Origin of the sequence: Nocardia carnea (genome assembly GCF_029868325.1) — a bacterium.
In the GTDB taxonomy this organism is placed as follows: domain Bacteria; phylum Actinomycetota; class Actinomycetes; order Mycobacteriales; family Mycobacteriaceae; genus Nocardia; species Nocardia carnea_C.
In genome coordinates, this window is the sequence record NZ_JARWNW010000192.1 from 72,410 (window position 1) to 97,033 (window position 24,624).

The following is a 24,624-nucleotide window of genomic DNA, read 5'->3' on the forward strand; positions in this document are numbered from 1 at the left end:
CCTTCCAATGTTGTGAGGATCCACATGAAATCTCGATTGTTGTCACCGGCACCCCGCCATCGCCGATCGCCTCGTCCCACCACTGCACCACCGCGACGTTCGCTGTCCCGTCCTGGACCGGGCGGTAAACGGTCCGCGGCGATCTCCGCACCCTGCACATCTCTCGAGGGGAGTTCCCGCGATGACCGTTCCTGAGGTCGATACGGAAACCGTGCGCCCGCCCGCCGCCGAGCAGGCGTCCCGGCCCGCGCAGGTAGCCCGATCCAAATCGAGAATGTTCGGGCGGGACTCGCTGGTGACCGCGGCCAAAGCGGTCACGGGTATCGCCGCGCTGTTCGTCGTCTGGGAACTGCTGGTGATCGTTTTCGACCCACCGGAGTTCCTGCTGGTCGGCCCAGTCTCGGCGTTCGCCGAGCTGATCGAACGCCCCGAGTACTTCGCGACGAACACCTTCGTCACCCTGCAAGAAGCACTGGCCGGTTTCGCGCTCGGTACGGCGCTGGGTGTTCTGTGCGGCGCGGCGCTGCACTATTCCGCGACGATTCGCAGCTTCCTCTACCCGGCACTCGTCGCGATCGACACGATTCCCAAGGTTGCGCTCGCACCGCTGTTCATCGTGTGGTTCGGATTCGGTTTCGAATCGAAGGCCTTCGTCGCGATGGCGATCGCGTTCTTTCCCTTGGTGATCAATACCTACGACGGACTCGGTTCGGTGCCCAACGAACTGCAGGAACTGGCACGGATCAACAAGGCCTCCTCGTGGAAGAAGATGACGAAGATCGAAATGATCTATGCGCTGCCCTCGATCTTCTCCGGCGCCAAGATCTCCATCTCACTCGCCGTGGGCGGCGCGGTGGTCGGTGAGTTCATCGCCGGATCGAAGGGCCTGGGATATGTGATCCTGCTGGCCAACAGCCAGGTCGATCTGCCCTCGATGTTCGCGGCGTTCATCGTTCTCGCCGCTATCGCGCTGGCGCTGTTCTTCATCGTCGATCTCGCGGGACGAAAGCTCGTCCCGTGGAAGAACCACGCAAAGTGACCAGGGGATCGGAGATGCGGATGCGGAATTCGAGGCGAATACTTGCCGCGATCGCCGGAGCGATCATGGTCGCCACGCTGCCGGCCTGCGCGAGCGGTGGTGGGGAGAACTCGATGACTCTCATGATGGACGTCGGCTACCTGCCGAAGCACGCGCCGTTCTTCGCGGCGGTCGAGCGTGGTTTCTTCGCCGCGGAAGGTCTCGACGTCACCATCATGCCGGGATCGGGTTCGACCAATACGGTCACCTCGGTCGAGACCGGCAAGGTGGATGCGGGCTTCGCCGATTTCGGCAGCACCATCATCAGCCAGGGCCGGGGAGCTTCGGTGAAACAGGTCAACCTGCTACAGGCCAGGTCCGCCTACGCGGTCGTCGCCCTGGGCGATACCGGCATCGACGACTGGGACGACCTGCGGGGTAAAACCCTCGCCACCGAGGGCGCAGGCGCAATGACCGCGATGTGGCCGTACGCGATGAGCAAGCTGGGATTCGCCGAAGGCGATGTGAATGTCGTACACGCCTCGAGCGGGTCGAAGATTCCCGGGCTGCTGGCCGGGCAGTGGGATGCCAACCTCGCTCTGTATGTCTCCGACGAACCGGCCATCGACGCGCTCGGCCGTGAAGCGGTCGTGCTGAAGTGGGCGGATATCGGCATCGACCTCTACGGCAACGGCATCGTCGTATCCGACGAGAAATTAGCCGGCAACCCCGAACAGGTGCGCAAATTCAACCGGGCGATGCAGAAGGGTTTTCTCTGGTCGTGCGCGCATCCGGAGGAGGCAGCACAGGATTTCCGGAACGAGGTCAGCGGTTTCGAAACCGAGACCGTCACCCTGGCCATCCGCGAACAATGCTCCCTGAACTGGGGTACCGGGGAGGCCGCGAACAACTTCGGGGTCATGGACGACGCGGGTGTCACGAAAATGATCGATATCTCCCGGAAGTTCCTGGGTCTGCCGGCCGACAGCGACCTCTCCCCAGCCGATATCTACACCAACGAGTTTCTCGCGCCGCTCCACCGCGACGAGACCGTTCAAGCGCCGTAACAGCCGGACAGAGGGCCTTATGAACAACGAATACGCCATCTCGGTCAACAACATCGGTATGACCTACCGGTCCCGGGACGGACACGACAACACCGTTCTCGAAGGACTCGACTTCCATGTCGAGCCGGGACAATTCGTCTCGATCGTCGGTCAGTCGGGCAGCGGGAAGACAACCCTGCTGAAAACGATCTCGGGACTCCAGCAGCCCACCGCGGGCGAAATCCTGGTCAAAGGGCGGCCGATAAACGACGGTCTGGAAGATATCGCGATGGTGTTCCAGAGCCCGGTACTGCTGCCGTGGCGCAACAACATCGACAATGTGCTGCTACCACTGGAATTCCGCGGCACCCGCACCGACGAATCGCGCCGCTATGCCCAGGAACTCCTCGAGATGGTCGGTCTCGGTGATCGCGCCACCCGATACTCCTACGAGCTCAGCGGCGGTATGCAGCAACGGGTCGCGATCTGCCGCGCCCTGGTCTCGCGGCCCGAACTACTGCTGATGGACGAGCCGTTCGGCGCGCTCGACGCCATGACCCGCGATTCGATGAACTTCGAGATCCAGCGTATCTGGCAGGCCGCCGGATGCAGCGTCCTGTTCGTGACGCACAGCATCTCCGAGGCGGTCTGGCTCGGCGACCGGGTGGTCGTCGTCGGCGGACGGCCGGGCCGGATCGTCGCCGATATCGCGATCGACCTGCCGCGGCCGCGCGGCAAAGAGCACCGGTTCTCCCCGGTTTTCTCCGATTACGTCACGGAGATCGAATCCCATATCGGGGTCACCACCGGTATCAGCTGACCCGCGCTCCGAAACCTTTCTCCCATAACGAATCCCGAGAGAATGAGGGAAGCAATGCTGAGTATCACCGCCGACGCCGGACAGGTCGTGCGAACCTACGGGCTCGAGGCACGTAAGAGCCTGCTCTTCTCCGCGATCCGCCTCGATTCCTATCCGCTCGTGGCCCCACTGATCGCGCGCACGGACGACGAGGAGTTTCTGCTCGTACGCCAGCAGGAGCAGGGCAACGCACTATCGGCCGGGGTCCCGAAGGACCGGATCAAGTTCTACGCCCCGTGGGTGACCATCGACCCCCGGATCATCGCCGATACTCCCGCCGCGACCTCGCTCACCGATCTGGTCCGGGAGCTGGCAGCCGGTTCGGGAGTGCAGCTGGCGGCGGATGTCGTCTACAGCCACTACCTCGCGCTGGCCGGGGCGGTGGACCTGTCTGTTGCCGACCAGGCCACCACCCCGGTAACCGCGTACGAGATCGATACGGACGAAGTACTCGGCCGGTTCGCGGCGTGGCGCGCGACCGGAGTCGAGACCGCACGGCGGCTCATCGACGGCGTCGAGCATCTCGCGGGCCTGGAAAAAGAGTTCACCACCACCGAGGACAGCAGGTACTCGGCGCTACGCTCGCTTTCCGACGACCGCTCGCTGGATGCGCTACTGCTCGCTGCGCCCCCGAACTTCACCGAAGCGACCGGGTTCGCGCAACCGGACGGTGCGGTCGCCGTATGGCTGGCCGGCTCCGAGAAACTGCTGGTGCTGATTCCCGAAGGCGGTGCCGCCGCACTCGGTGCACCGATCGGGCGATTCGCCTCCGTCGGTGCGGCGGTACGCGAACTCGCCCGCGGCCCGCGCACCGGTGTGGAAGACGAGTGGATCGGTATCGGCCTGGCCCGCGAACTGGAACGTGAGCAGGCGGAGCTGGTGCCGGTATCGCGTGACCTGGGGCATTGGCGCGATATCCGCGATCACGAAGATCTCGCGTTCCAGGTGATCGCCGCGCGGGCGAGCGTCTTCGCGATCGAGGAGGCGCTGGCCTGGGCGGAAGCGGGCCTGGATGCGGGGCGTTCGTTCTCCGAACTCGATATCTACTCCGTCTATCTGGACAAGATCGCCGAATTCCGCACGGTGAACGAGATCCCGGTCGGTGTGGAACCGTATTTCACCAATCTGCACTCGTCCAACCGGATGCTGTTCCCCGGGCCGCCCGTCGACTACCCGATCAATGCGGAGACGACCTGCATCCAGCTCGACGCCGGGGTGCGTATCGTTTGCGAGGGAGTCACGGTGGCCACCTCCGATATGGCCCGTTCGCTACCGCGCACTCCGGCGGCGAAGGAGGCCTATGCCTTCTTCTTCGATGTGGTCCGCGAAGGCATCATCGGGCAACTGGCCCCGGGTGTGATCTGTGAGGACGTCCACGAAGGGACGCTGCGCTACCTGGCTCCGCATCTGGACCGCATGGTGGAGATCGGCATGCTGGGAACGGATATCGACTTCGATACCGAATACCGCAAACGTAACGTCGGGCATCTCATGGGCAAGCAGGAATCGTTCGCGAACGAGCTGCGGCCCGGCTACAAGCATGTGCTCGATATCGGCTCCTACGGCGCCGCCGAGATCCCTTGGCGCTACGAGAATGCGGCCATCGGCACCGAGGATCTGTGGTACATCGGGCGCGATCGCACCTACATCGTCAGCAAGCGATGACGTGTCCGGAGCCCCGTTTCCCGCACAACGGTTCCCACACTTCGGCGCTTCATGCGCCCTTTCATCGAATCGGAATCCTCATGACTGATGTGAAACAACGACTCGAGACACTGTCACTCGAGCTGCCCGTTCTCGGTGCACCCCGCTACGCATACGAGGCGACTACACGCTGGGGCGATATGCTCTGGGTCTCCGGGCAGATCTCCCGCACCGCCACCGGCGATATTCTGCGCGGCCGCCTCGGTGACACCGCGACCGTCGAGGAGGGTATCGCCGCCGCCGAAACAGCCGCCCTCAACCTGCTGGCGCGGATGAACGACGCCGTGGGACTGGAGAATATCCAGCAGATTCTCAAACTGGATATCCATATCGCCAGCTCGCCGGAGTTTGTGGACCAACCGACCGTGGCCGACGGGGCGTCGCGCCTACTGGGCACAGTGCTGGGTGATGCCGGCAGGCATGCGCGCACCGCACTGCCGGCCCATGTACTGCCGCAGGGCGCGCTGGTCGAGCTCGACGCGACGGTGGCCGTGCGGGCCGGCTGACTGCAGCACGGCATCACCTGCATATGACCAGGTACCGGGAGCGTGGCGGGTCCCTGTCGAGGTCCCGGCCGGATGAGGGCGGCCGGGGCCTTCTTCGCCGGCCGTCGGGTACCGCCACCGGCACCCGACGGCCGATGGTGGTCAGGCGGACCACGGTGACCGGTGAACCGCTGGGTCGGCTACTTCGAGTACTGCACGAGCCGGATATTCAGCTCGTGCAGAACCCGGAGCTGCGCCATGTTGTACAGCGAGAACATCGCCTGCGCGATGGTGTCCTCGGCGTTCTGCGCGCCACCCGGCGCATCCGCTGCCAGGTCCTTCCACTCCGGATACTTCTCCCTGCTCCGCAGGACCGCCGGCACCATCCGCTCGGCGAGGGATTCGATAGCGGTGGCATCGGCGTCGGCGGGCAGATTCTCGAATTCGACGTCGACCGAGTCGCGTTCGGCGAGCATCTCCTGAAGAACGGCCAGGGCACGTTCGCTGAGAACGGTCGAATAGACCATGAGCATCGACTGGTGCGCCTCGGGGACGCCTTGCGCGATCGTCGGCGCGAAAGCCGGCGGCGTATGGGCGGGTGCGCGATGGCGCATGAGCACTGCCAGCTCTGCCCTGATGCGGTTCAGCCGGTCGACCGTCGCTTCCAGTTCCGCGTCCAGCACGCGCAGCGCCTGGTCCGACTCGTCGTCCGCCTGCCCCGCCGCCGGGATCTGCGATAACGGGACGCCCAGTTCGCGCAATCGCTTGATCTGCAGCAGCCGGATCAGATGCGGGACCTCGTACTGTTTGTAGCCGTTCGACCTGCGTTCCGGCTCATCGAGCAAGCCGATCTCGTGGTAATAGCGGATGGCTTTCACGGTCGAACCCGCCAGTTCGGCGAGCCGGCGGGTACTCCACGCCATTGCTACCTCCTCGTCCAACCAGATCGTGCGGCTTTTCCGGAACTTTTCTCGTAGCGCTCAGCCCGCTTTTTCGCAGGCTACGTCCTGCTCTGGCATGGTGCCGTCGACCAGGTAGGCAGTGGCCACCTCCGATGCGCAAGGGTTGGTGCCGAGTACGTAGACGCCGTGCCCGCTTCCGTCGACGGTTACCAGCCGCGACCGCTCACCGAACTTCTCGTCGAGCAACTCACCGCCGCGCAGCGGGGTGACCGGGTCGCGCCGGTTCTGCAGGATGAGAACATCGGCCGGGCCCGCGGAGTCGATCCGCACCGGTGGTTCCGACGGCCCGAGCTGCCAGTAGGCGCAGGGCGTGATGTTGGCCGCCGCCGCCCCGTAGAGCGGGTACTTCTCGCGGTCCTCGGCGACGGCGCGGCGGTAGGACTGAACGGCCTCGGGCCATTCGACGTCGTTGCAGGTCACGGCGAGAAAGACTGACCAGCCGTTATCGCTGGGCGAAGGCGCACCGGTACCCGGCGGGCGGCCGGCCCCCGGCCCTGCCGTCCCGGTTTCGAGCAGCGTCCGCCAACTTTCCGCCGCGGGCTCGTACAACGCCTCGCGGTAGAGCGTGAAGAAGGTGCCGAACCGGAAGAGACCGCCGTCCATCCCGTCCACGGGGTTCTTGTCCAGTCGCTCGGCGAGAGTGAAATAGGTCCGGCGCACCTCCTCGGGAGTTCGGCCCAGCCTGTAGGTATCGTGCCGCGCGGCAGCCCATTTCGCGAAGTCCGGGAAGGTCTCCTCCATACCCCGGCCGTATCTGCGCATCCCGTCGTGGTCGAGGAAGGTGTCGCCGATATTGCTGTCGAGCACGATCCGATCGGCACGTTCGGGAAACATCGAAGCGTACGCGGCACCCAGCGCGGTGCCGTAGGAGTAGCCGAGGAAGCTCGCCTTGTCCTCCCCCAGCGCGGCACGGATCCGGTCCAGGTCCCGGGCCATATTGGCCGTCGACAGCTGCCTCAGTCTGCCTTCGTGGTCGTTGGCCGCGCACTGCTCGGCAACTCCCCGAGCAACTGCGGCCTGCGCGGTGACCGCCGCATCGTCCACCGCGTAGGGCGGAATATTGCCGAAGTACGCCTGGTCATCGGTGAATCCACAGCTCACCGGCGCCGAATGCCCCACTCCACGAGTATCCATTCCGATCAGGTCGTAGCTGTCCAGCACATCGGCCGGCAGCCCCCGGGCTGCCAGAAAACCGGGCTGGTCGAGACCGGTCCCACCGGGGCCGCCCGGGTTCAGCAACAGCACGCCGCGACGCTTATCCGGTTTCGTACTCGCCAGCCGGGAGATCATGATCTCGATCTGCGCACCTTCGGGCTCGCCGTAGTTCAACGGCACCGGCACGGTGGCGCACTCCAACTGCGGTGGGGCGGCCTGCACGTCCGCGGGACAGGCGTCCCATTGCCTCTGCGCCGCGGGTTCGGCCGCCACCGGCGGCGCCCCCACCAGCGCGCCGGTCAGACCGAGCACAGCCATCAGGGTCGCCCCGCGGACGACCTTCCGTTTCCGGACCATAACCAAACCTCCCCGAATGTGGTGCGACAAGAACTGCCTTGCCGGCCACCACTGCACACCGTGCCCTCGGGGCAGGGTCAAGGTCGCGGCGGCGAGCCTCGGTGAAAGCTCACAACCCCGGACCCCCGCGAGTCCGGGTACGGTGGCTATCGCCCCCGATCACGGTGTGGTTCTCCTGCTGAGCACTCTGGATGTCATCGATGAATTCAACCGCCGAAAAACTTGCCGACCTGCGTAAGAAGCTGGAGATCGCGCAGGAGCCGGCCGGCGAGGCGGGGGCGGCCAAACGAGCGCGTAAAGGCATACCGTCCGCCCGCGATCGCATCGAGATGCTGCTGGATCCGGGTACTTTCGTCGAAATCGGTGCTCTCGTACGCAATCCCACCGATCCCGAAGCTCTCTACGGTGACGGTGTGGTCACCGGGCGCGGCCTGGTGGACGGGCGGCCGGTCGCCGTGTTCTCTCATGATCAAACCGTGTACGGCGGCACCATCGGCGAGATGTTCGGCCGCAAGGTCGCCGCAATCATGGACCTGGCGGGGAAGATGGGCTGCCCGCTGATCGGTATCAACGATTCCGGTGGCGCGCGTGTCCAGGAGGCCGTGACCTCGCTGCGCTGGTACGGCGAATTGGCGACCATGATGGAACCGCTTTCCGGTGCGGTGCCGATGGTTTCGCTGATCCTGGGCAACTGCGCGGCGGGTGCGGTGTATCAGCCGATCTGCACCGATGTCGTGGTCGCCACCGAGAGCGCGCATATGTTCGTCACCGGCCCCAAGGTCCTCGAGGACGCACTCGGCGAAAAGGTGGATATGGAGGAGCTGGGCGGGGCCTACAACCAGGCCGCGTACGGCAATATCCATCACATCGCCGAAGACGAGGCCGCAGCGTTCGCCTGGGTCCGCAACTATCTGAGCTATCTGCCGTCGAGCTTCTCCGAGCTACCGCCGGTCGTGAATCCCGGTCTGGAACCGGCGGTCACCGAATCGGATCTGTCGCTGAACACGCTGGTCCCCGACTCGGACAACGCTGTCTACGATATGCACGACGTGCTGTTGCGAATCTTCGACGACGGTGAATTCCACGAGATCGGCGCGGCCGCCACCACGAACCTGATCACCGGTTTCGCACGTGTAGACGGCCGGCCGGTGGGGGTGGTCGCCAATCAGCCGACCGTGCTGGCGGGTGCACTCGATGCCAAGGCCGGCGACAAGGCCGCGCATTTCATCCATATCTGCAATGCCTTCGAGATCCCGCTGGTGCTGGTGGTCGACACTCCGGGGTTCCTGCCCGGGGTGGAACAGGAGAAGCAGGGAGTCATCAAACGCGGCGGCCGATTCCTGTTCGCCTACGTGGAAGCCACGGTGCCCAAGGTGACCGTGGTGGTGCGGAAGGCCTACGGCGGCGGATGGGCCGTGATGGGGGCCAAGGCGCTCGGTTGCGATGTGTATCTGGCGTGGCCCACCGCCCGGATCGCGGTCATGGGTGCGGAAAGCGCCGTCGGCCTGACCCAGCGCAAAATCCTCGACGCCACCCCGGAGGATCAGCGCACCGCGCTCCGGCAGCAGATGATCGACTTCTACAACGCCACCGTCGCCACCCCGTGGATCGCGGCCGAGCGCGGCTATATCGACGCCGTGATCGAACCGTCGGCCACGCGGCTGGAGCTCCGGCGGGCCTTGCACCTGCTCCGCGACAAGAAAGTCATCCGCTACCCGCGTAAGCATCATCTGCTGCCCTTGTGATTCGGCCGAGTACCGGCTCGAGGAGCCTACGAATTCCCCTACCGCTGGGCTGAATTCGCGCGGCCCCCGCCACATCGAGGGTTGTGCGGCACCATCCGATCATCGAGATAGACACCGAGAAGCCCCGCGACAGGTGTCGCGGAGCTTCTCGGTGTGGGTGTACGCGTTCGCGGGTCAGCCGGCCGGCGGGATGAAGGCCTTCAACGGCTCGGACCCCGACTGGTCATGGCCCCAATAGGCATCCGCGGTGATCTCCTCGGATGTGTAATACCGCTCGTCGACGAGCATGCCCTCGGTACCGAACTCGAGGTCCCAGCCGCCGGGTGCGCGGACGTAGAACGAGATCATCTTGTCGTTGGTGTGCCGGCCCAGCGTGGAGGAGATCGAGAACTCCTGCCGGTTGACACGATCCAAGGCCTGGCCCACCGCATCGAGGGTGTCCACCTCGGTCATCAGATGCACCAGGCCGGGCTCCTCCGTGGGCGGCGCCGGACACAGGGCGAGGCTGTGATGGCGCTGATTGATGCCGAGGAAACGCACCCGGTTCACCCCTTCCTCGTCGAGCCGGATCGAACCGCGCGGCAGGAAACCCAGTACCTCGGTATAGAACTCGTACGATTCGGCGAACTTCGCGCTCGGCAGCACCACATGGCCGAGTCCGTGCGCACCGGTCACCCAGCGCCCGGCGAACGGTGTCACCAGCGGGCTGTGATCGAGAACCGGGCCGTAGAACACCTCCAGGCGGGTGCCGGCGGGATCGTCGAATGCGATGGCCTGCTCCACATCGAGATAGGCGCTTTCCTTCCGCGACAGCACCTCGACGGTCCGCCCGGATTTCTCCACCGCCTCACGTACCCGCCGGAGCGCGAACTCGTCGCGTACCTCCCAGCCCACGGCCAGCGCCCTGTCGGAATCACCGGGAAGTATCGCGAGCCGGGCGCGGCGTTCGTCCACCCGCGCATACAGCGCATCCGGTTCGGGGCCGGAACCGACGGCCATTCCGAGACCGTCGATGAGCAGCTCACGCCAGCGCGCGACATCCTGGGTCTGCACTCGCAGATAGCCGAGACCACGTAGTTCTGTCATTGTTGTCTCCCTCGAAAGCGCCATTCGGCAGCCGTGTAGCGCGCGGTGGTGTGACCAACATTCCCAGTGCCGAGATGCCGATACATCCGCGGTCTCGTTCAGCGGAACCGTGCGAGTTCCGGACCGCCCGGCACCGGTAGAACAGTGACGACGGCACGGCAGACACATGCCCGAACCAGGGGAAGGGTGCGATATGACCGACACCGAGGCTTTGCTGGCTTCCCTGCTCGAGCGCGTGCGGGTGCTCGAGGACAAGGCCGCCATCCAGGAGGTCCTGTCCGCCTACGGCCCGGCGGTCGATGCCGGTGACGCCGACGCAGTCGGCCGGTTGTGGGCGGAGAACGCCGTATACGACATCGATATCCGGGTGATGGAAGGCCGCGACGCGATCACCGAGATGGTGCGCACGGCACCGCATCAGGACTACATCGCCGAGGGCTGCGGACATCTGCTCGATCCCGTGCATATCCGCGTCGACGGCGATACCGCTGTGGCCACTTGCCATTCGCTACTGCTGCGCCGCAACCTCGATGCGGACTCGTTCCGGGTGTGGCGGGTCACCGCCAACCGTTTCGACCTCGTCCGTGTCGAGGGCACATGGCTCATCGAACGTCGCACCGCCCGGGTCCTGGACGGCAGCGCGGCCGCCCGCGAACTGCTCAGGCGGGCCGGCCGGCACTAGGTCACTGCCCTCGAACGCGAATGGCCGCTCCCCCGTGGCCGGGCGCTCATGCGGGTGCCCGGTCTCCGGTACGCAGGGGTACACCGACACGGTGCAGATGCCGCAACGCCTCACCGTACGAGGCGATCAGCCCGGTCTCGTGATAGGGCACTCCGATTTCGGCGCAGTAGTCACGGACGATCACCTGGGCGCGACGGAGATTCGGCGACGGCATACTCGGGAACAAATGGTGCTCGATCTGATAATTGAGCCCGCCGAGGGCGATATCGGTCAGCACGCCACCCCGGACATTGCGCGAGGTGAGCACCTGGCGGCGCAGGTAGTCGGGGCGGTCGTCACCGGTCAGGGTCGGCATGCCCTTGTGGTTCGGGGCGAATATGCAACCCATGTACACCCCGAACAACGCCTGGTGGACGGCGAAGAACACCAGGGCCTTATCGGCCGGCAGGACCGCGAACAGCGCCCCCAGGTACACAGCGAAATGGCCGAACAGCAGCGCGCCCTCGAGCACGCGGTGCTTGATCGACCGATTCCTGAGCGCCCGCACGCCTGCCAGATGGAGGTTCAGGCCTTCCAGCATGAGCAGCGGGAAGAACAGGAACGCCTGTGCCCGCCCGATGAGCCGAGCCGGCCCGCGGCTGGCCCGGGCCTGCCGCTGCGACCACACAAGAACATCGGGCGCGACATCGGGGTCGAGTTCCTCGTGGTTGGGATTGGCGTGATGGCGGGTGTGCTTGTCCTGCCACCAGCCGTAGCCCAGGCCGATACCGGCATTGCCGACGACCCGGCCAACGATCTCCGTCGGCCGCCGCAACCGGAAGACCTGACGGTGCGCGACATCGTGCATGACGAGCGCGACCTGAGCGAAGGTCACGGCCATGAACGCCGCGATCAGTAGCGTCCACCACGAATCACCGACGAGGACGAACGCCACCCAGCCCGCCACGAAGGCGAATCCGACGGCGGCGAGCCGGACGACGTAGTAGCCGGGTCGCCGCTCCATCAGTCCGGCGGCGGATATCCGGCGCAGCAAGCGGCCGTAATCACCGTCGGCACCGCGCCGCGATGATCGTGGAGCGGGTTTTTCAACCAAGGCAGGTGTGGTCATGGATCTTCCTGAAAGTCGGAACGGGAACCCACCTACGCCTGCGCCGGTTCCGAACGGCCGCAAGCGATCGGAGTTCGGAACCGGTAGTACTGCTCGGTGCGTCGGGACGGGTGACGAATTCGATACCCCGAACCTATCGGCCGGAATCTCGTTGCGGGTAACCCTGCGGTACCGGAACGAAGTAGCTCTCCGGTGTGAGATGGCCGGCGGCTGTGTCAGGCCGCCGTCGCGATCTCCACCACCCGCGCCCAGGCCGGTGGCCGGTCCGGAACGTAATCCGGGCTGTGTTCGCTCCAGCCTCGTTCCCGGCGGAACAGCCCGACCACCGTCCGGCACTGCGGCCGGCTGCTCGGCCAGGGAGTCTGTCCGTCGGTCAGTACGACCAGCACATCGGGGCGCGGCCGCGCGCGCAACGCCTTGGCGAACCCCGTACGCAGATCCGTACCACCGCCGCCCACCAACGGTATTCCCTCCGCGCGGCACAGCGGGTGCGCGATACGTGCCGCCGCATCACACGACAATACGGTCACCAGATCGCGCCGCCCGCCGACGGCGCGACTGATGGCGGCAACCTCGAGCAGCGCGCTACCCAACTCCGCATCGCTGACCGACCCCGACGTATCGATGATCACGCTGACCCGGGGAGGTACGCGCCGCAGGCTCGGCAGTACCGCCCCCGGGACACCGGCCGAGCGCCGGGCAGGTCTGCCGTAGGTGTAGTCCGCGCCGATACCGGGGGCCGAAGCCGCCGAACGGATGGCCGCGCCCAGCAGGTCCCGCCACGGTTGCGGCGGATGCAACGCCTCCTCCGCCCAGCGGCGCCACGTTCGGGAAGCAGTGCCCGGACGGCCGGTAATACCCTGGGCCACTCGGAACCGCACCAGTTCGCGTTCCTGTTCGCTGAGACCGTCCGCACCGTCGGGGCCCAGCTCCCATTCGCGGTCGGATCCGTCGGCGCCGCTACCGCAGTCCAGCCAGGCCAGCTCCTGGGTGCGCGGGCCGAGGCGGAATTGCCGGAGATAGTCCTCCATGAGTTCGCCGCGGGACAAACCCAGAGTCTCCGGCAGGACCGCGCCCGCCGGTTGAACCAACCCGTCGCCGAACGCGTCGTCGTTGATCTCGGCGTCCGCGGCGATATTCATCCGCAACCGTTCCGCCGGCCCGGTGAGCTCGTGTGTGCGGGCGAACCGGTCGCTGCGCCGGTGGTGGTCGCGGAGCAGATGGGAGACCTCGTGGACGAGTACCGAAGCCAGTTCTTCCACGGGGGTGTAGTCCACGAATGCGGGCGAGATGTAGCACCGCCAGTACCGGTCCACGCCCATCGTCCGCGCTTCGCGTGACTCCACGATATGCAGCGCGTACAGGGCGGTCGCCAGATACGGCCGGGCCCGGGCTGCTTGCAGGCGGGCGGCGAACAGTTTGCCGGAATCGAGTTTCGCGACCTCGGTCATCGGCCCACCTTCGTGGCGACCCGGGCCGCGGCGCGCTCGGCTCCCTGGGATACCGACACCATTCCGGCGAGCTCCTCGATAGCCGCCGGCACCACCCACTCATCGCGGCGCAGGGTGGCCAGAGTGGTCGCGGGCACGACCACCAGGTCCGGCGCCCCCGTTTCCACCGCCCGCACCAGCAACGACCAGGCCGCATCCCAGCGGGCCTCCGACGGTTGCCGGCGCACCGCCGCGACCACCGCGTCGAGCACGGCCTGCCGCAGATCACCGCGCTCGGGTAGTTCGGCGGCGACCGGATCGGCGAGCAGCATCTCGGGATCGGGGAGGTCCATCCGGTCCATACTCGCCAGCAGTTCGAAACCGGGCCCGTCGCCCACAGCGCCCCGGACCAGCAGGGAGAGCACATCTTTCGAAGACCCGGCCGCGGTGGCGAAGGCGATCAGCCGCACTGTCATATCCCAGCTCCGCGGTGAGGGCCAGGCGCCGCCGCGGCGGGTCTCGCTACCGGGCAGCTGATGGACGAGCGCGGGGCGGGCCGCGAGCAGCCCGCATACGGCGCGGCGGGCGAAAGCCACTGCTTCCGTGAATTTTTCCGGTTCCAGCCGAGGCAGGGTCGCCCGCGGCCAGGTTCCGCCGAGCCCGCGCACGACCACCTCATGGTCGTGGGTCCACTGCAGATGCACGAAGCGGTTGGCCAGCGGTGGGCTCAACTCCCAGCCGTCGGCCGCCGACGAGCGCGGGTTGGCAGCGGCCACGATACGCACACCGGGCGGCAGTTGCAGGGCACCGATCCGGCGTTCCAGAACCAGGCGCAGCAAGGCGGCCTGCACCGCCGGAGGTGCCGTCGACAGTTCGTCCAGGAACAACAGCCCGCGGCCGGATTTCACGAGCCGGACCGCCCAATCGGGCGGTGCCATCGGCACACCGTGCTCGGCCGGATCCTCGCCGATGATCGGCAGACCCGAGAAATCCGACGGTTCGTGCACGCTCGCGATCACCGTGGTCAGCGGCAGATCCAGCGATTCGGCGAGCTGCGTCAGGGCCGCGGTTTTGCCGATTCCCGGTTCACCCCACAGCAGCACCGGAAGGTCGGCGGCGACGGCCAGCGTCAAGGCCTCCAATTGGTTGTCGGGTCGCGGTTCGGTCGTGACGTCGCCGAGCATGGCCAGTAGTTCACCGGCAATATCGAGTTCGGTGGGGCGGGCGCGGCCGGAGCTCGGCGCAGGAAGAAGTGCAGTCATATTCGAATCACCTTGTGTTGTCGTCGTATTCACAGTGGAGCGAGGATGTGCAGGACTGGGCGGATAGGGGCAGAGCGCAGTGGACGGGCCGGAGCCATCCGCTCGATAGGGACCTGCGCCGAACGGTGGCCGGGCCGGACCCACGCGGACCGGCACGCCGCCCCTATCGCCGGCGGTGTCCGGGATTGCGTCGGGCTGGAACAGGGCCGATGGGATGCTGTTGGGTCAGCGCAGGCTTGCGTTACGGGGGTGGGCGCGGCGATCACCGGGTCGGCGATCGGACCGGCCACGTGGCGGCACGTATCCGGTCAACCCCGCCCGGAACAACCCATAGGTGATCCGCCGTTGCGCGGATGCCGCCAGTGCGTCGCGGAGCGGGCCGTCGCGCAATACGGCGCCGGCCCCGAGCAGACCTTCGACAACGGCCAGCGCACCGGCGGTATCGCCGTGATCCAGACGTTCCCGGACACCGGCAAGACAATCCGGTTGCCGGTGGGCCCGATCGATGGCCCGCAGGCAGGGCAGCGGAGTGCCGGTCAGCGCGACCAGCAGTTCCTCCCGCCGGATCTCCGCGGGATCGTGATCGAGCGCCGCCAGCACACCGTCGAGCAACCCGATGCGATGCTGCTCGCCGCGACACTCCACCAAGTACGGCCGGTCGGCCGGGTCGGCGGACCGCTGTGGTGCGGCCGGGGTCCACTGGGGTACCAGTGCGGCGGCAACCAGCGGATGCAGCCGGTCCGCTGTTATCGCGCCGGCCCGGAGCAGTTCCAGATCGGGCAGCGTCCATGTCGCCGCATCGGGCAGCACCGGCAGCGCGGACACCGCGCCACGCGGGTAGGACTCCGCGATCCGCAACGCGGGCGGGCCGGGTTCCGCGGAAAGCTCGACGACCAGTGGGCGCCGCCAACCGGCGCGCACCCGCAGCGGTCCGTCCGGCCGGCCTTCGGCGCGCAACAGTATTGCCGCCTCGGCCGCCCATCTGTCCACGGCACAGCCTTCGGGCACGGTATCCGCCAGCTCGGGATCGACGCGTCCACTGCCTGCGAAATCCGCGTTCTCCGAACGTATTCGAAGCTCGCCCGACCTTCGTGCGTCCCACAGGTGACGGTGGAGGTCGAGCCGGAAACGCCGGTCGGGCCGCGGATGCGGATAGGGACCGGCACGGGACCCCTCCCACAGTGCGAGACCGATCCGTTGACCGGCCTCCGCCCAAGCCGGGGCGGTCCGGGCGACGAGATGGACCGAACCGGTATCACCACAAGGGCTTCGAAAATCCGGCGGATCGTATCGGGCCAGCGCGACGGTGGTGCCCGGCCGGAGCAAACCGTCCGGAGCAACCCGGGGCAGGTGCCAGCGCAACAGATCGGGAGCCAGATGGCGCAGATCCGCACGCACCCGGTCTGCGACCTCACGGCCGCGTCTTCGCGAAAGCGTCCGTAAATCGATATCGACATCGAAACCCGCTGCGGCACATGCCCCTGCCCAATCGCCGGCCGTCCGGCGGGCAGTCGCGGTTTCGATCATGGAAGGCGGCACAGCGAACTCACGTACGCGCAGCCAGAAGGAAAGGCGGGAATCGTTCCCATTCGTGTTCGGAGTGCGCATCAGCACTCACCTGACACGAAGGGGACCCCCAATCTTTGCTCGGAACGAGTCATCACGGAGTTGATCATAACGTTCGGAGCCGGCCCAGGCCACACACGCTCCGATCCGGGGCGGCCGCCCAGCCGAGGTCTGGCCGGCCACCAGCCGAGAGCCGGCCGGTCGCCCGCTCCGGGGGTAGCCGCGAGATCGCCCCACCCTGGAGCCGGGGCACCACAACGGCCACCCATGTCGCGACCACATCAAGAGGGACGCCCAGGCTCGACCGATCCGGCACCTCGCACGACACCAGCGCTACGCCCGGCCGCGGGACCCGCAACGGAACCACATCGGCGGCCATTGCGCCGGACCGGCCCAGCAGCTACCCGGCCGCCTGGCGCCGCGCCGATCACTTCGAAGACAGCTGCGCGACGCTCGTATCGAACCAGAGAAATCAACACTTGCGCATACCCCCTAGGGGTATTAATGTTCCCCATGTCGAACCGAGAAGGACCCAGGAGGCCCGCCATGAACGCCACCGCCCATACCCAGCACACCGCGCACGAACACCACACCCCGAGCACTCCCGGCGGGCACGCCCACCACGCTCCAGAAGCCCATGGCGCCCACACACACCAGGCCCCGGAAACCCCCGCCCACCACACGCCGCACACCCCCGGCGGGCACACACACCACGCCCCGGACCCCCACGGCGGGCACACCGGTACGACCCCGGGCGGTTTGCAGATCACCGAAGCGGGTTACACCCTGGCGCTCGAGACCCCGATCGCCGACGCCGGTGAGATCGACTTCCGGTTCCGGATCCTCGGCCCGGACGGCGCGGTGGTCACCGATTTCGCCCCCATCCACGAGCGCGAACTACACCTGATCGTGGCGCGCCGCGAACTGAACGGCTTTCAGCACGTACACCCGGTACGTGACGAGCAGGGCATCTGGTCGATTCGCCTCGACCTGACCGAACCCGGCGCGTACCGCGTGTTCACCGATATAGCGCCCCGGGCACTCGGGCGCACTCTCACCCTCGGCGCCGATCTCGCCGTCGCGGGGAACTACGACCCCCGCCACACCCCCACCACAGAGCGCACGATCACGGTCGACGACTACCAGGTCACCGTCGAGGGCGACCTGATTCCCGGCGCAGGCCGCACTGTGAACTTCACCATCCACAAGGACGGCGCACCGGTCACCGACCTCGACCCCTACCTCGGCGCATACGGGCACCTCGTCGTTCTGCGCGCCGGCGACCTCGCCTACGTCCACGTCCATCCCAGCGGCGAACCCGGGGACGGGATCACCCCGGCCGGGCCCGGAATCGACTTCCACACCGTGGCGCCCGGGCCGGGTACGTACCGGCTTTTCCTCGATTTCCGCCACCGCGGGATCGTGCGGACCGCGGCGTTCACCCTGAACGCATCACCGGCCACTCACTGACCGACCCCCTCGGTGATCGCCCGGAGTTACGGCCGACCGCTCTCTCTCAATACCCTACCCGGGTAGAGTAAGGAACCGTCATGACAACGCAGACACGTCCCACGACCCGGAAGTGGTGGGCACTGGCGGTGATCGCCGCCGCCCAGTTCATGGTCATCATGGACACCTCGATCATCGGCATCGCTCTTCCGCGCATGCAATCCGACCTCGGCTTCTCCCCGGAAGACCTGACCTGGGTGTTCAACGCCTACGTCATCGCATTCGGTGGACTACTACTGCTCGGCGGGCGGCTGTCCGATCTCCTGGGCGCCCGCCGGATATTCGCCGCCGGATGGGTGATCCTGCTCGCCGGATCGGTCGTCGCGGGTGCGGCCGGCACCGTAGGTACCGAATTGGCCGGGCGGGCGGTTCAAGGCGCCGGTGCGGCACTGATCGCGCCGGCCGCTCTCACCCTGCTGATGACGCTGTTCGGGTCCTCCCCACAGGAATTGACGAAGGCGCTGGCCGTCTACGGTGCCGCGGCGCCGGCCGGGGGTACCGCCGGGGTGTTTCTCGGGGGTGTGCTCACCGAATACCTGAGCTGGCCCTGGGTCTTCTACATCAATGTCCCGATCGCGATCCTGGCCTTGATCGCGGTTCCGGTTCTGATGCCCATCGCACCGGCACGTCCGGGATCGGTGGATCTGCTCGGCGCGGCCACCGCCACCGCCGGGCTTGCCACCGCCGTTTACGGCATCGTCCGCGCACCCGAGGTCGGCTGGGCCTCGGTGCAGACCTGGGCCGTACTCGGCGCGGCCGCCGCGCTACTCGCCGGGTTCGTACTGTTGCAGGCCCGCCGCCGCGAACCGCTGATGCCCCTGCGCATCTTCCGTGCCCCGGATCTGGCCGCGGCCAACCTCGCACAGCTGCTCCTGGGCGCGGCATGGGTGCCCATGTGGTTCTTCCTGAACCTGTACCTGCAGCAGGTCCTCGGTTACAGCGCCTTCCCGTCCGGCGCGGCACTGCTCCCGATGACCACCCTGATCATGCTCGGCATGATCGTGCTCGCTCCCCGGGCGATGCAGCGGTTCGGCGCCAAACCGATGATCGTGGCCGGTCTGGCCGTCCTCGGACTCGGCCTGGGCCTCATGTCCCTGATCCGGCCGACCGGCAGCTTCTGGATCGACGTCCTGCCCGCCTCACTGGTCGCAGCCGGTGGGATGTCGCTGGCGTTCATCCCCTCGCTGGGTACCGCCATCGGCGCGGCGCGGCCCGAAGAAGGCGGACTCGCCTCCGGCATCGTCAATGTCAGCTACCAGATCGGCTCGGCGATCGGCCTGGCGGCGATGACCGCACTGGCCGCCGCGTTCGGCGCCGACCAGCTCACCGATCTGCCGCAACTCACCGACGGCTACTCGGCCGCGTTCCTCGGCGCGGGCGCCATCGCACTCGTGGGCGCGGGACTGGCCGCCGCCACCATGTCGTCACCGAAGGCCACCGATGCCACCCGCTGACGGTCTCGGCACCACCGAAGAATCGGAACAGGAGAAATCATGAACACCACCGTCGTCACCGTCTCCGGAATGACCTGCGGATGCTGCGCCACCTCGGTGCGCAAAGAGGTCGAGCGAGTCTCCGGCGTCACCGCCGTCGCCGTCGACCTCGGCACCGGGACAGTCAGCACCGAGAGCACCACCCCTATCGACCCCGACCTGATCGCGAGCGCGATCGGACGGGCCGGATACACCGTCACCGAATAACACCCGCCGCGACGACACCACACCGGGCGGGCCCTCCACGGAGGGTCCGCCCGAACCGCCGGCCTCGTACACAGAGGTATCGTGGTGAGCGGCGCGAGCCTCCCGGAGGATCCGATGATCACCTCACTGTTCGCCCACCGCGATTACCTACGACTCTTCATCGCCCAGATCTCGGCACTGTTCGGCACCGGATTGACCACCGTGGCCCTGGGATTGCTCGCCTATGAGCTCGCCGGCGCCGATGCGGCGGCCGTCCTCGGTCTCGCGCTCACCATCAAGATGGTCGTCTACGTCACGGTGGCACCTGTCGTCGGCGCCTACGCGGATCGCATTCCGCGCCGGACATTCCTGGTGGGTCTCAACATCATTCGAGCGGGCGTGGTGTCGGTGCTGCCGTTCGTCGACCAGATCTGGCAGATCTACGTGCTGATCGCGGTCCTGCAAACCGCCTCGGCCGCCTTCACCCCCACCTATCAGGCCGTTATCCCCGATATCCTCCCGAACGAACGCGACTACACGAGGGCACTGTCGGCCGCGCAACTGGCCGCGACCATGGAAACCCTGCTCAGTCCGATGCTGGCGGCTGCCGCGCTGGCCCTCATCAGTTTCCACTGGCTGTTCGTGGGCACCGCGATCGGTTTCGTCGTCTCTGCCGTACTCGTGGTGAGTACCCGCATCCCGGATGCCGGCGGCGCGGCGGATGGGTCTTTCCGCGAACGCATCGCGGTAGGCATGCGGATCTTCCTGGCCACACCTCGGCTGCGCGGATTGCTCGCGCTCAACCTTGTCATCGCGGCCGCAGGGTCGATCGTCATGGTCAACACCGTCAACTACGCCCGTGACACCCTGGGTGGCGATCAGGCCGATGTGGCCAAACTTCTGGCGGCCAACGGTTTCGGCACCATGGTCGTCGCGCTCGTACTACCCCGGATCCTCGACCGTGCCGGTGCCCGTCCGGTCATGCTCACCGGCGCCGCCGTCCTGGTCACCGGACTCGCGGCCGCCGTCGCGCTCGCCGCGACCGAGACCGGGGAGTGGCACCGGATGGCCGCGCCGGTCGTCTGGGCGATCATCGGAGCGGGCACCGCGGCCGTCCTCACCCCGACCGGGCAGGTGCTGCGACGCTCGTCGCATCCCGCGGATCGCCCGGCCCTCTTCGCCGCCCAGTTCTCGCTGTCCCACGTCGCCTGGCTGGCCACCTACCCGCTCACCGGTTGGCTCACCACCACCGCCGGGCTCACCACGACCTGGGTTGTTCTCGCCGTCCTCGCCACCGGCGCGGCCGCCGTCGCGGTCCGCCTGTGGCCGCGCCACGATCCCGCCGAACTGACCCACCTCCACGAGATCGGAACCATCGATCCCGCCCGCTTGACCGACGCCGTCCGCCTGAACGATCGCCTCTACCAGCACACGCACGTGTACGTCATCGACGCCGAACATCCCCGCTGGCCGGCCCGGTACCATGCGCCGGCCGCATGACCCGAGGCCGCGCTCACCAGCGGTTACGTGTCTCCTCCGCCCAGCCGACCGCACCGTCGAGGTCCAGCCAGCGGCCCTCGTCGGTGCGGGCGCGGCCGTGGAAAGTCCCGAAACACTGGTGGACGTCGTTGGCCAGCACCAGCAGATCGGTTTTGGCCGTGCGCGTATGGAACGGCCGGAATTCGGCTTCGACCCGTTCACCGGTGATATGCCAGGGCCGCAACCAATTCTCGCGGTCGTAGTCCCAGCGCAATTCGTCACTGATCTTGTGGACCCGGCCGTCCACGAGGAGAGCGTTCTCGGTGCTGCCGGTACCTTCGGTCCATTTACCACCGAACTGGATCCCGAGCCCTGGCTTGTAACCGGCGGCCCAGTTCCAGCTGATGGCATACGGCCATTTCCCGCGGCCGTGGTCCAGCACCGCGAAGGCGTCGTCGAATACGTACTCCCGTGACCCCAGCGTCAGAGTCCCGGAAGCCGGCCGGCCCACATCCTTGACCGTGTACTGGAAACGCCGAGCACTCCACGGCACGACCACCCCCAGGGATTCGTGGCCCGGCGGCAGCTCCGCCCGGACCGATATCCGCACACCGGTCGCGCGGGCCTCGATCACGGTCCCCGCCGCGTCGTTCGCCAATTCGATCTCGATGCCCCCGCCACGCACCGAGTTCACCCCTTCTCCGCTGCGCTCCCCCAGCACCGCTCCCCGCCCGAACGGCACCACCGCGTCCCGCGTGGTCTCTTCACCCGTTTCCCGGTCCAGCACATAGATGCCGTGCACTCCGGCGTAATCGAGGGTGGAAGCGACGATCCCCACGATATGTTCCGTGGTGACGATGCCCCAGTACTCCCAGCGTTTCCGGCGACCCCACCCGCGCAGGTTCCCGCGGTGCAGGGGCCGCCGCGTCCATCCGACGGCGGCGGGCTCGAGCCGGCCGTCCGGGCGGCACAGGTCGACGGGTTCGGTGATTTCGCGTTCCGTTGCCATACCTGCCCGCAGCTCCTCACGACTCGGCATCCATTCGCAGCAGAGGACACTACTCGGCCGGGCCCGCCGCACCGGCGACACGATCCACGGGTGCCATGACTCCCGAACCGGCCGGCGTGATCAGGGTTTGGTGGCCTCGACGAGGGTCCGGGCGGAGTACGCGACAAAGGGCCCCTGCTGCTGAATCCGGTCGTGTAGCCGGCGCAGCCGGTCATCGTATGTTTCGACGGTGAACCCGGGAACCATCCAGACGACCTTCCGCAGGAAATACACCACGGCGCCGATATCGTGGAATTCCATCCGCAACCGTTCGGTGCGCTGGTCGGTGATCTCGAGCCCGGCCGCGCGCGCAGCGGCGGCCTCGTCGGCCGGGTCCCGGGCCCGCCGCGCTTCTGGTTGCGGGCCGAGGAAATATTCGACCAGTTCGAATACGCTCGCCGGCCCGACGTGCTGGGCGAGGTAGGTCCCGCCCGATTGCAGCACCCGGGCGATCTCGTCCCACCGGATGGTCGCCGGATGCCGGCAGGTGACCAGGTCGAACGCCGCGTCGGCGAACGGCAGCGGAGCCTCGTCGGGGGTGGCGACGACGACCGCGCCCCGCGGATGCAACAGCGCGGTGGCCTTCGCGATATTCGGCGGCCACGATTCGGTGGCCACCATGGTCGGCGGGAAGGTCTCGGCTCCGGCGAGGACTTCACCGCCACCGGTCTGGATGTCCAAGGCCGCGGTCGCGGATTTCAACCGCGCACTCATGAGCCGCTGGTAACCCCACGACGGCCGCGCTTCGGTGGCCCGCCCGTCGAGCCAGGAGAAATCCCAGCCCGCCACCGATACCGACGCCGCCTCCTCCACGAGGTCCTGATAGGTGCGATCCATAGGGGACGAGCCTTCCTGCCGGGCTGTCCGAAATCCACCGATTTCCGACCTCCGAGTGAACACCGGACAGTTGGCTGGAGACTCACGACGCGATCGCGTCCAGGGCGTTCGGCACCCGCTGACTTCCGGGAGTCCGCCGGCGGGCGCGGGCGCGGGCGCGAGTAGGCTGGTCAGCACTGTGCTCCGTCGACCGAAGGAGTGCGCAACGATGGAGTGGTTTCTCCTTGCCGTGGCGGTCGTCGCGGTGGCGTTGATCCTCGTGTGGCGGTCCCGGCAGCGCGAACAGCGCGCGATCGAGCTGACCGACGCCCTCGCCGACGCCCGCCGCACCAACGAACGCCTCGGTGGGCAGATCTACAACCTGACCGGTACCAACACCGCCGCACAACAGGCGCTCGCCGACGCCGCGGAACGCCATAACGCCGCCGGCGGCCAGCTCGACCAGGCCGAGTCTGCTGTCCAAGCGCACCTGGCGAAACAGACCGCCGTCGAAGGCCTGTACTACATTCGTGCCGCCCGTATCGCCATGGATATGGACCCCGGCCCCGCGGTGCCCGAACTGGAGGGCCGGGCGAGCGCGGGCGAAGTGAGCGAAGACCGGGAAATCGACTTCGAGAACCGCCGGATCGCTGCCTCACCCCGCCCCTCGTCCACGACACCGAACTACTACCCCGGCGGCCGCGTGGCCGGCCGCCCGGTACCGGCCGGCTGGTATTCCGAACCGTGGTGGCGGCCCGCCATGATCGCCGGCGCCTGGGGGATCGGCTCGACACTGCTGTTCACGTCGTTGTTCACCGGGATGGCCGGCGTCGGCTACGGCGCCCAGGGTTTCGAGAACGGCTACGGCGAAGGTTTTCAGGACGGACTCTCTGCAGGTGACCAGGGCGCGGACGCCGGCGGGGGTGACAGCTGGGGCGGCGACACAGGCGGCGACTGGGGTGGTTTCGACGCCGGAGGATTCGACTTCTGACCGGCCCTGCCCGGCGTTCGAACGATGGTGACGGGTGCGGCTACGGCCGTAGAATTGTGGCATACACCAGCGCATCGGACCGGCCACCTGGAAGGCAGGCAAACCAATGACGCACCACCATGATCCCCTCGCCGCCGGCACCCACAACGCCCATACCTGGCTGCATGCGGTTGCCGACGATCTGGGCACCGAAGATCTCACGTTCGCCCTGCGCGCACTGCGCGCCTGGATGCACACTGTCCGCGACCGGATAAGCGTGGCCAATTCCGCACATCTCACCGCTCAGCTACCTGATTTCCTGCGGGGCATCTGGTACGAGGGCTGGGTACCGAGTCGGGTACCGGGAGGACACGGTATCGCGGACTTCGTCGAAGAGTTCGCGGAACGGGCCGGTATCTCCGTCGGCGATGTCGCGTTCACGGCAGGTTGCGTGACCTCCACGCTGGACCGGATGATGTCACCCGGCCAGCTCGACCACGTGTTCGCCGTGTTCCCGGACCGGTTGACCAGCGTGCTCCGCGGTAAGGAGTTGCTCGCCGGAGCCTGAGACGCCGGAGTTCTGTGGTCCGGAATCGAACCGACCGTCCCATGGTTCTCTCCGGGCGAGTTTCGCCGACCGAGGACCACGGCCGAAGGG

General features: G+C 67.1%; 22 protein-coding genes. 13 read left to right on the forward strand and 9 right to left on the reverse strand.

The window, feature by feature from the left end; genetic code table 11:
* Nucleotides 1-181 precede the first annotated feature (181 nt).
* The 5 genes from QH196_RS15710 (at nt 182) to QH196_RS15730 (ending at nt 5,133) form a co-directional block, all read left to right on the forward strand.
* A complete protein-coding gene (locus tag QH196_RS15710; protein ID WP_280416532.1) occupies nt 182-1,039 on the forward strand; it encodes an ABC transporter permease in 858 nt (285 codons plus the stop codon).
* 20 nt (nt 1,040-1,059) lie between these two features.
* Nucleotides 1,060-2,085, forward strand: coding sequence for an ABC transporter substrate-binding protein (locus QH196_RS15715; RefSeq protein ID WP_280416533.1), 1,026 nt, complete (start codon nt 1,060-1,062; stop codon nt 2,083-2,085).
* A 19-nt stretch (nt 2,086-2,104) separates the two neighbouring features.
* Nucleotides 2,105-2,884: an ABC transporter ATP-binding protein gene (locus QH196_RS15720; protein ID WP_280416534.1), complete on the forward strand. Its 780-nt coding sequence runs from the start codon at nt 2,105-2,107 to the stop codon at nt 2,882-2,884.
* A gap of 54 nt (nt 2,885-2,938) precedes the next feature.
* Entirely contained in the window at nt 2,939-4,588 is a 1,650-nt protein-coding gene (locus tag QH196_RS15725) for a M24 family metallopeptidase (protein WP_280416535.1), read from the forward strand.
* Nucleotides 4,589-4,668: 80 nt separating this feature from the next.
* Nucleotides 4,669-5,133: a RidA family protein gene (locus QH196_RS15730; protein WP_280416536.1), complete on the forward strand. Its 465-nt coding sequence runs from the start codon at nt 4,669-4,671 to the stop codon at nt 5,131-5,133.
* A 179-nt stretch (nt 5,134-5,312) separates the two neighbouring features.
* Here the strand turns inward: QH196_RS15730 and QH196_RS15735 are convergent, their stop codons facing one another.
* A complete protein-coding gene (locus QH196_RS15735; RefSeq protein ID WP_280416537.1) occupies nt 5,313-6,035 on the reverse strand; it encodes a MerR family transcriptional regulator in 723 nt (240 codons plus the stop codon).
* A gap of 57 nt (nt 6,036-6,092) precedes the next feature.
* Entirely contained in the window at nt 6,093-7,586 is a 1,494-nt protein-coding gene (locus QH196_RS15740) for an alpha/beta hydrolase (RefSeq protein WP_280416538.1), read from the reverse strand.
* Between the two features lie 200 nt (nt 7,587-7,786).
* Between QH196_RS15740 and QH196_RS15745 the strand changes: the two genes are divergently transcribed.
* A complete protein-coding gene (locus QH196_RS15745; protein WP_280416539.1) occupies nt 7,787-9,331 on the forward strand; it encodes an acyl-CoA carboxylase subunit beta in 1,545 nt (514 codons plus the stop codon).
* Nucleotides 9,332-9,505: 174 nt separating this feature from the next.
* Here QH196_RS15745 and bphC read toward each other — a convergent pair whose 3' ends face one another.
* Complete coding sequence (gene bphC, locus QH196_RS15750; protein WP_280416540.1) at nt 9,506-10,417, reverse strand: biphenyl-2,3-diol 1,2-dioxygenase; 912 nt, start codon at nt 10,415-10,417, stop codon at nt 9,506-9,508.
* Nucleotides 10,418-10,610: 193 nt separating this feature from the next.
* On the opposite strand from bphC, the gene QH196_RS15755 reads away from it, so the two are divergent.
* The gene (locus QH196_RS15755) at nt 10,611-11,099 is read left to right on the forward strand and encodes a nuclear transport factor 2 family protein (protein WP_280416541.1); all 489 of its coding nucleotides are present in this window, start codon (nt 10,611-10,613) and stop codon (nt 11,097-11,099) included.
* Nucleotides 11,100-11,145: 46 nt separating this feature from the next.
* On the opposite strand, the gene QH196_RS15760 is transcribed toward QH196_RS15755, so the two are convergent.
* The 4 genes from QH196_RS15760 to QH196_RS15775 all read right to left on the reverse strand — a co-directional run bounded on the left by QH196_RS15760 (nt 11,146) and on the right by QH196_RS15775 (nt 16,513).
* The gene (locus tag QH196_RS15760; RefSeq protein WP_280416542.1) at nt 11,146-12,207 is read right to left on the reverse strand and encodes a fatty acid desaturase family protein; all 1,062 of its coding nucleotides are present in this window, start codon (nt 12,205-12,207) and stop codon (nt 11,146-11,148) included.
* 215 nt (nt 12,208-12,422) lie between these two features.
* Nucleotides 12,423-13,658 carry a vWA domain-containing protein gene (locus QH196_RS15765; protein WP_280416543.1) on the reverse strand — a complete coding sequence of 412 codons (1,236 nt, stop codon included), beginning with the start codon at nt 13,656-13,658 and terminating at the stop codon, nt 12,423-12,425.
* The gene (locus tag QH196_RS15770; RefSeq protein WP_280416544.1) at nt 13,655-14,899 is read right to left on the reverse strand and encodes an AAA family ATPase; all 1,245 of its coding nucleotides are present in this window, start codon (nt 14,897-14,899) and stop codon (nt 13,655-13,657) included. The genes QH196_RS15765 and QH196_RS15770 overlap by 4 nt, the downstream gene beginning before the upstream one ends.
* 225 nt (nt 14,900-15,124) lie before the next feature.
* Complete coding sequence (locus QH196_RS15775) at nt 15,125-16,513, reverse strand: hypothetical protein (protein WP_280416545.1); 1,389 nt, start codon at nt 16,511-16,513, stop codon at nt 15,125-15,127.
* A gap of 498 nt (nt 16,514-17,011) precedes the next feature.
* Between QH196_RS15775 and QH196_RS15780 the strand changes: the two genes are divergently transcribed.
* The 4 genes from QH196_RS15780 (at nt 17,012) to QH196_RS15795 (ending at nt 21,153) form a co-directional block, all read left to right on the forward strand.
* Entirely contained in the window at nt 17,012-17,935 is a 924-nt protein-coding gene (locus QH196_RS15780; protein ID WP_280416546.1) for a hypothetical protein, read from the forward strand.
* Between the two features lie 80 nt (nt 17,936-18,015).
* Complete coding sequence (locus QH196_RS15785) at nt 18,016-19,428, forward strand: MFS transporter (protein ID WP_280416547.1); 1,413 nt, start codon at nt 18,016-18,018, stop codon at nt 19,426-19,428.
* Nucleotides 19,429-19,467: 39 nt separating this feature from the next.
* Nucleotides 19,468-19,674: a heavy-metal-associated domain-containing protein gene (locus QH196_RS15790; protein WP_280416548.1), complete on the forward strand. Its 207-nt coding sequence runs from the start codon at nt 19,468-19,470 to the stop codon at nt 19,672-19,674.
* Between the two features lie 114 nt (nt 19,675-19,788).
* Nucleotides 19,789-21,153, forward strand: coding sequence for an MFS transporter (locus tag QH196_RS15795; protein WP_280416567.1), 1,365 nt, complete (start codon nt 19,789-19,791; stop codon nt 21,151-21,153).
* A 13-nt stretch (nt 21,154-21,166) separates the two neighbouring features.
* Here QH196_RS15795 and QH196_RS15800 read toward each other — a convergent pair whose 3' ends face one another.
* Nucleotides 21,167-22,141: a DUF2804 domain-containing protein gene (locus QH196_RS15800; RefSeq protein ID WP_280416549.1), complete on the reverse strand. Its 975-nt coding sequence runs from the start codon at nt 22,139-22,141 to the stop codon at nt 21,167-21,169.
* 120 nt (nt 22,142-22,261) lie between these two features.
* Nucleotides 22,262-23,017, reverse strand: a complete 756-nt coding sequence (locus tag QH196_RS15805; RefSeq protein WP_280416550.1) for a class I SAM-dependent methyltransferase — start codon at nt 23,015-23,017, stop codon at nt 22,262-22,264.
* Nucleotides 23,018-23,225: 208 nt separating this feature from the next.
* Here QH196_RS15805 and QH196_RS15810 point away from each other — a divergent pair, with 208 nt between their 5' ends.
* Nucleotides 23,226-23,987: a DUF1542 domain-containing protein gene (locus QH196_RS15810; RefSeq protein ID WP_280416551.1), complete on the forward strand. Its 762-nt coding sequence runs from the start codon at nt 23,226-23,228 to the stop codon at nt 23,985-23,987.
* 106 nt (nt 23,988-24,093) lie between these two features.
* Nucleotides 24,094-24,534 carry a DUF2267 domain-containing protein gene (locus QH196_RS15815; RefSeq protein WP_280416552.1) on the forward strand — a complete coding sequence of 147 codons (441 nt, stop codon included), beginning with the start codon at nt 24,094-24,096 and terminating at the stop codon, nt 24,532-24,534.
* The last annotated feature ends 90 nt before the right edge of the window (nt 24,535-24,624 follow it).

Coding starts and splice junctions, on each gene's coding strand:
- QH196_RS15710 (WP_280416532.1), top strand. CDS start 182: ATGACCGTTCCTGAGGTCGATACGGAAACCGTGCGCCCGCCCGCCGCC.
- QH196_RS15715 (WP_280416533.1), top strand. CDS start 1,060: ATGCGGAATTCGAGGCGAATACTTGCCGCGATCGCCGGAGCGATCATG.
- QH196_RS15720 (WP_280416534.1), top strand. CDS start 2,105: ATGAACAACGAATACGCCATCTCGGTCAACAACATCGGTATGACCTAC.
- QH196_RS15725 (WP_280416535.1), top strand. CDS start 2,939: ATGCTGAGTATCACCGCCGACGCCGGACAGGTCGTGCGAACCTACGGG.
- QH196_RS15730 (WP_280416536.1), top strand. CDS start 4,669: ATGACTGATGTGAAACAACGACTCGAGACACTGTCACTCGAGCTGCCC.
- QH196_RS15735 (WP_280416537.1), bottom strand. CDS start 6,035: ATGGCGTGGAGTACCCGCCGGCTCGCCGAACTGGCGGGTTCGACCGTG.
- QH196_RS15740 (WP_280416538.1), bottom strand. CDS start 7,586: ATGGTCCGGAAACGGAAGGTCGTCCGCGGGGCGACCCTGATGGCTGTG.
- QH196_RS15745 (WP_280416539.1), top strand. CDS start 7,787: ATGAATTCAACCGCCGAAAAACTTGCCGACCTGCGTAAGAAGCTGGAG.
- bphC (WP_280416540.1), bottom strand. CDS start 10,417: ATGACAGAACTACGTGGTCTCGGCTATCTGCGAGTGCAGACCCAGGAT.
- QH196_RS15755 (WP_280416541.1), top strand. CDS start 10,611: ATGACCGACACCGAGGCTTTGCTGGCTTCCCTGCTCGAGCGCGTGCGG.
- QH196_RS15760 (WP_280416542.1), bottom strand. CDS start 12,207: ATGACCACACCTGCCTTGGTTGAAAAACCCGCTCCACGATCATCGCGG.
- QH196_RS15765 (WP_280416543.1), bottom strand. CDS start 13,658: ATGACCGAGGTCGCGAAACTCGATTCCGGCAAACTGTTCGCCGCCCGC.
- QH196_RS15770 (WP_280416544.1), bottom strand. CDS start 14,899: ATGACTGCACTTCTTCCTGCGCCGAGCTCCGGCCGCGCCCGCCCCACC.
- QH196_RS15780 (WP_280416546.1), top strand. CDS start 17,012: ATGAACGCCACCGCCCATACCCAGCACACCGCGCACGAACACCACACC.
- QH196_RS15785 (WP_280416547.1), top strand. CDS start 18,016: ATGACAACGCAGACACGTCCCACGACCCGGAAGTGGTGGGCACTGGCG.
- QH196_RS15790 (WP_280416548.1), top strand. CDS start 19,468: ATGAACACCACCGTCGTCACCGTCTCCGGAATGACCTGCGGATGCTGC.
- QH196_RS15795 (WP_280416567.1), top strand. CDS start 19,789: ATGATCACCTCACTGTTCGCCCACCGCGATTACCTACGACTCTTCATC.
- QH196_RS15800 (WP_280416549.1), bottom strand. CDS start 22,141: ATGGCAACGGAACGCGAAATCACCGAACCCGTCGACCTGTGCCGCCCG.
- QH196_RS15805 (WP_280416550.1), bottom strand. CDS start 23,017: ATGGATCGCACCTATCAGGACCTCGTGGAGGAGGCGGCGTCGGTATCG.
- QH196_RS15810 (WP_280416551.1), top strand. CDS start 23,226: ATGGAGTGGTTTCTCCTTGCCGTGGCGGTCGTCGCGGTGGCGTTGATC.
- QH196_RS15815 (WP_280416552.1), top strand. CDS start 24,094: ATGACGCACCACCATGATCCCCTCGCCGCCGGCACCCACAACGCCCAT.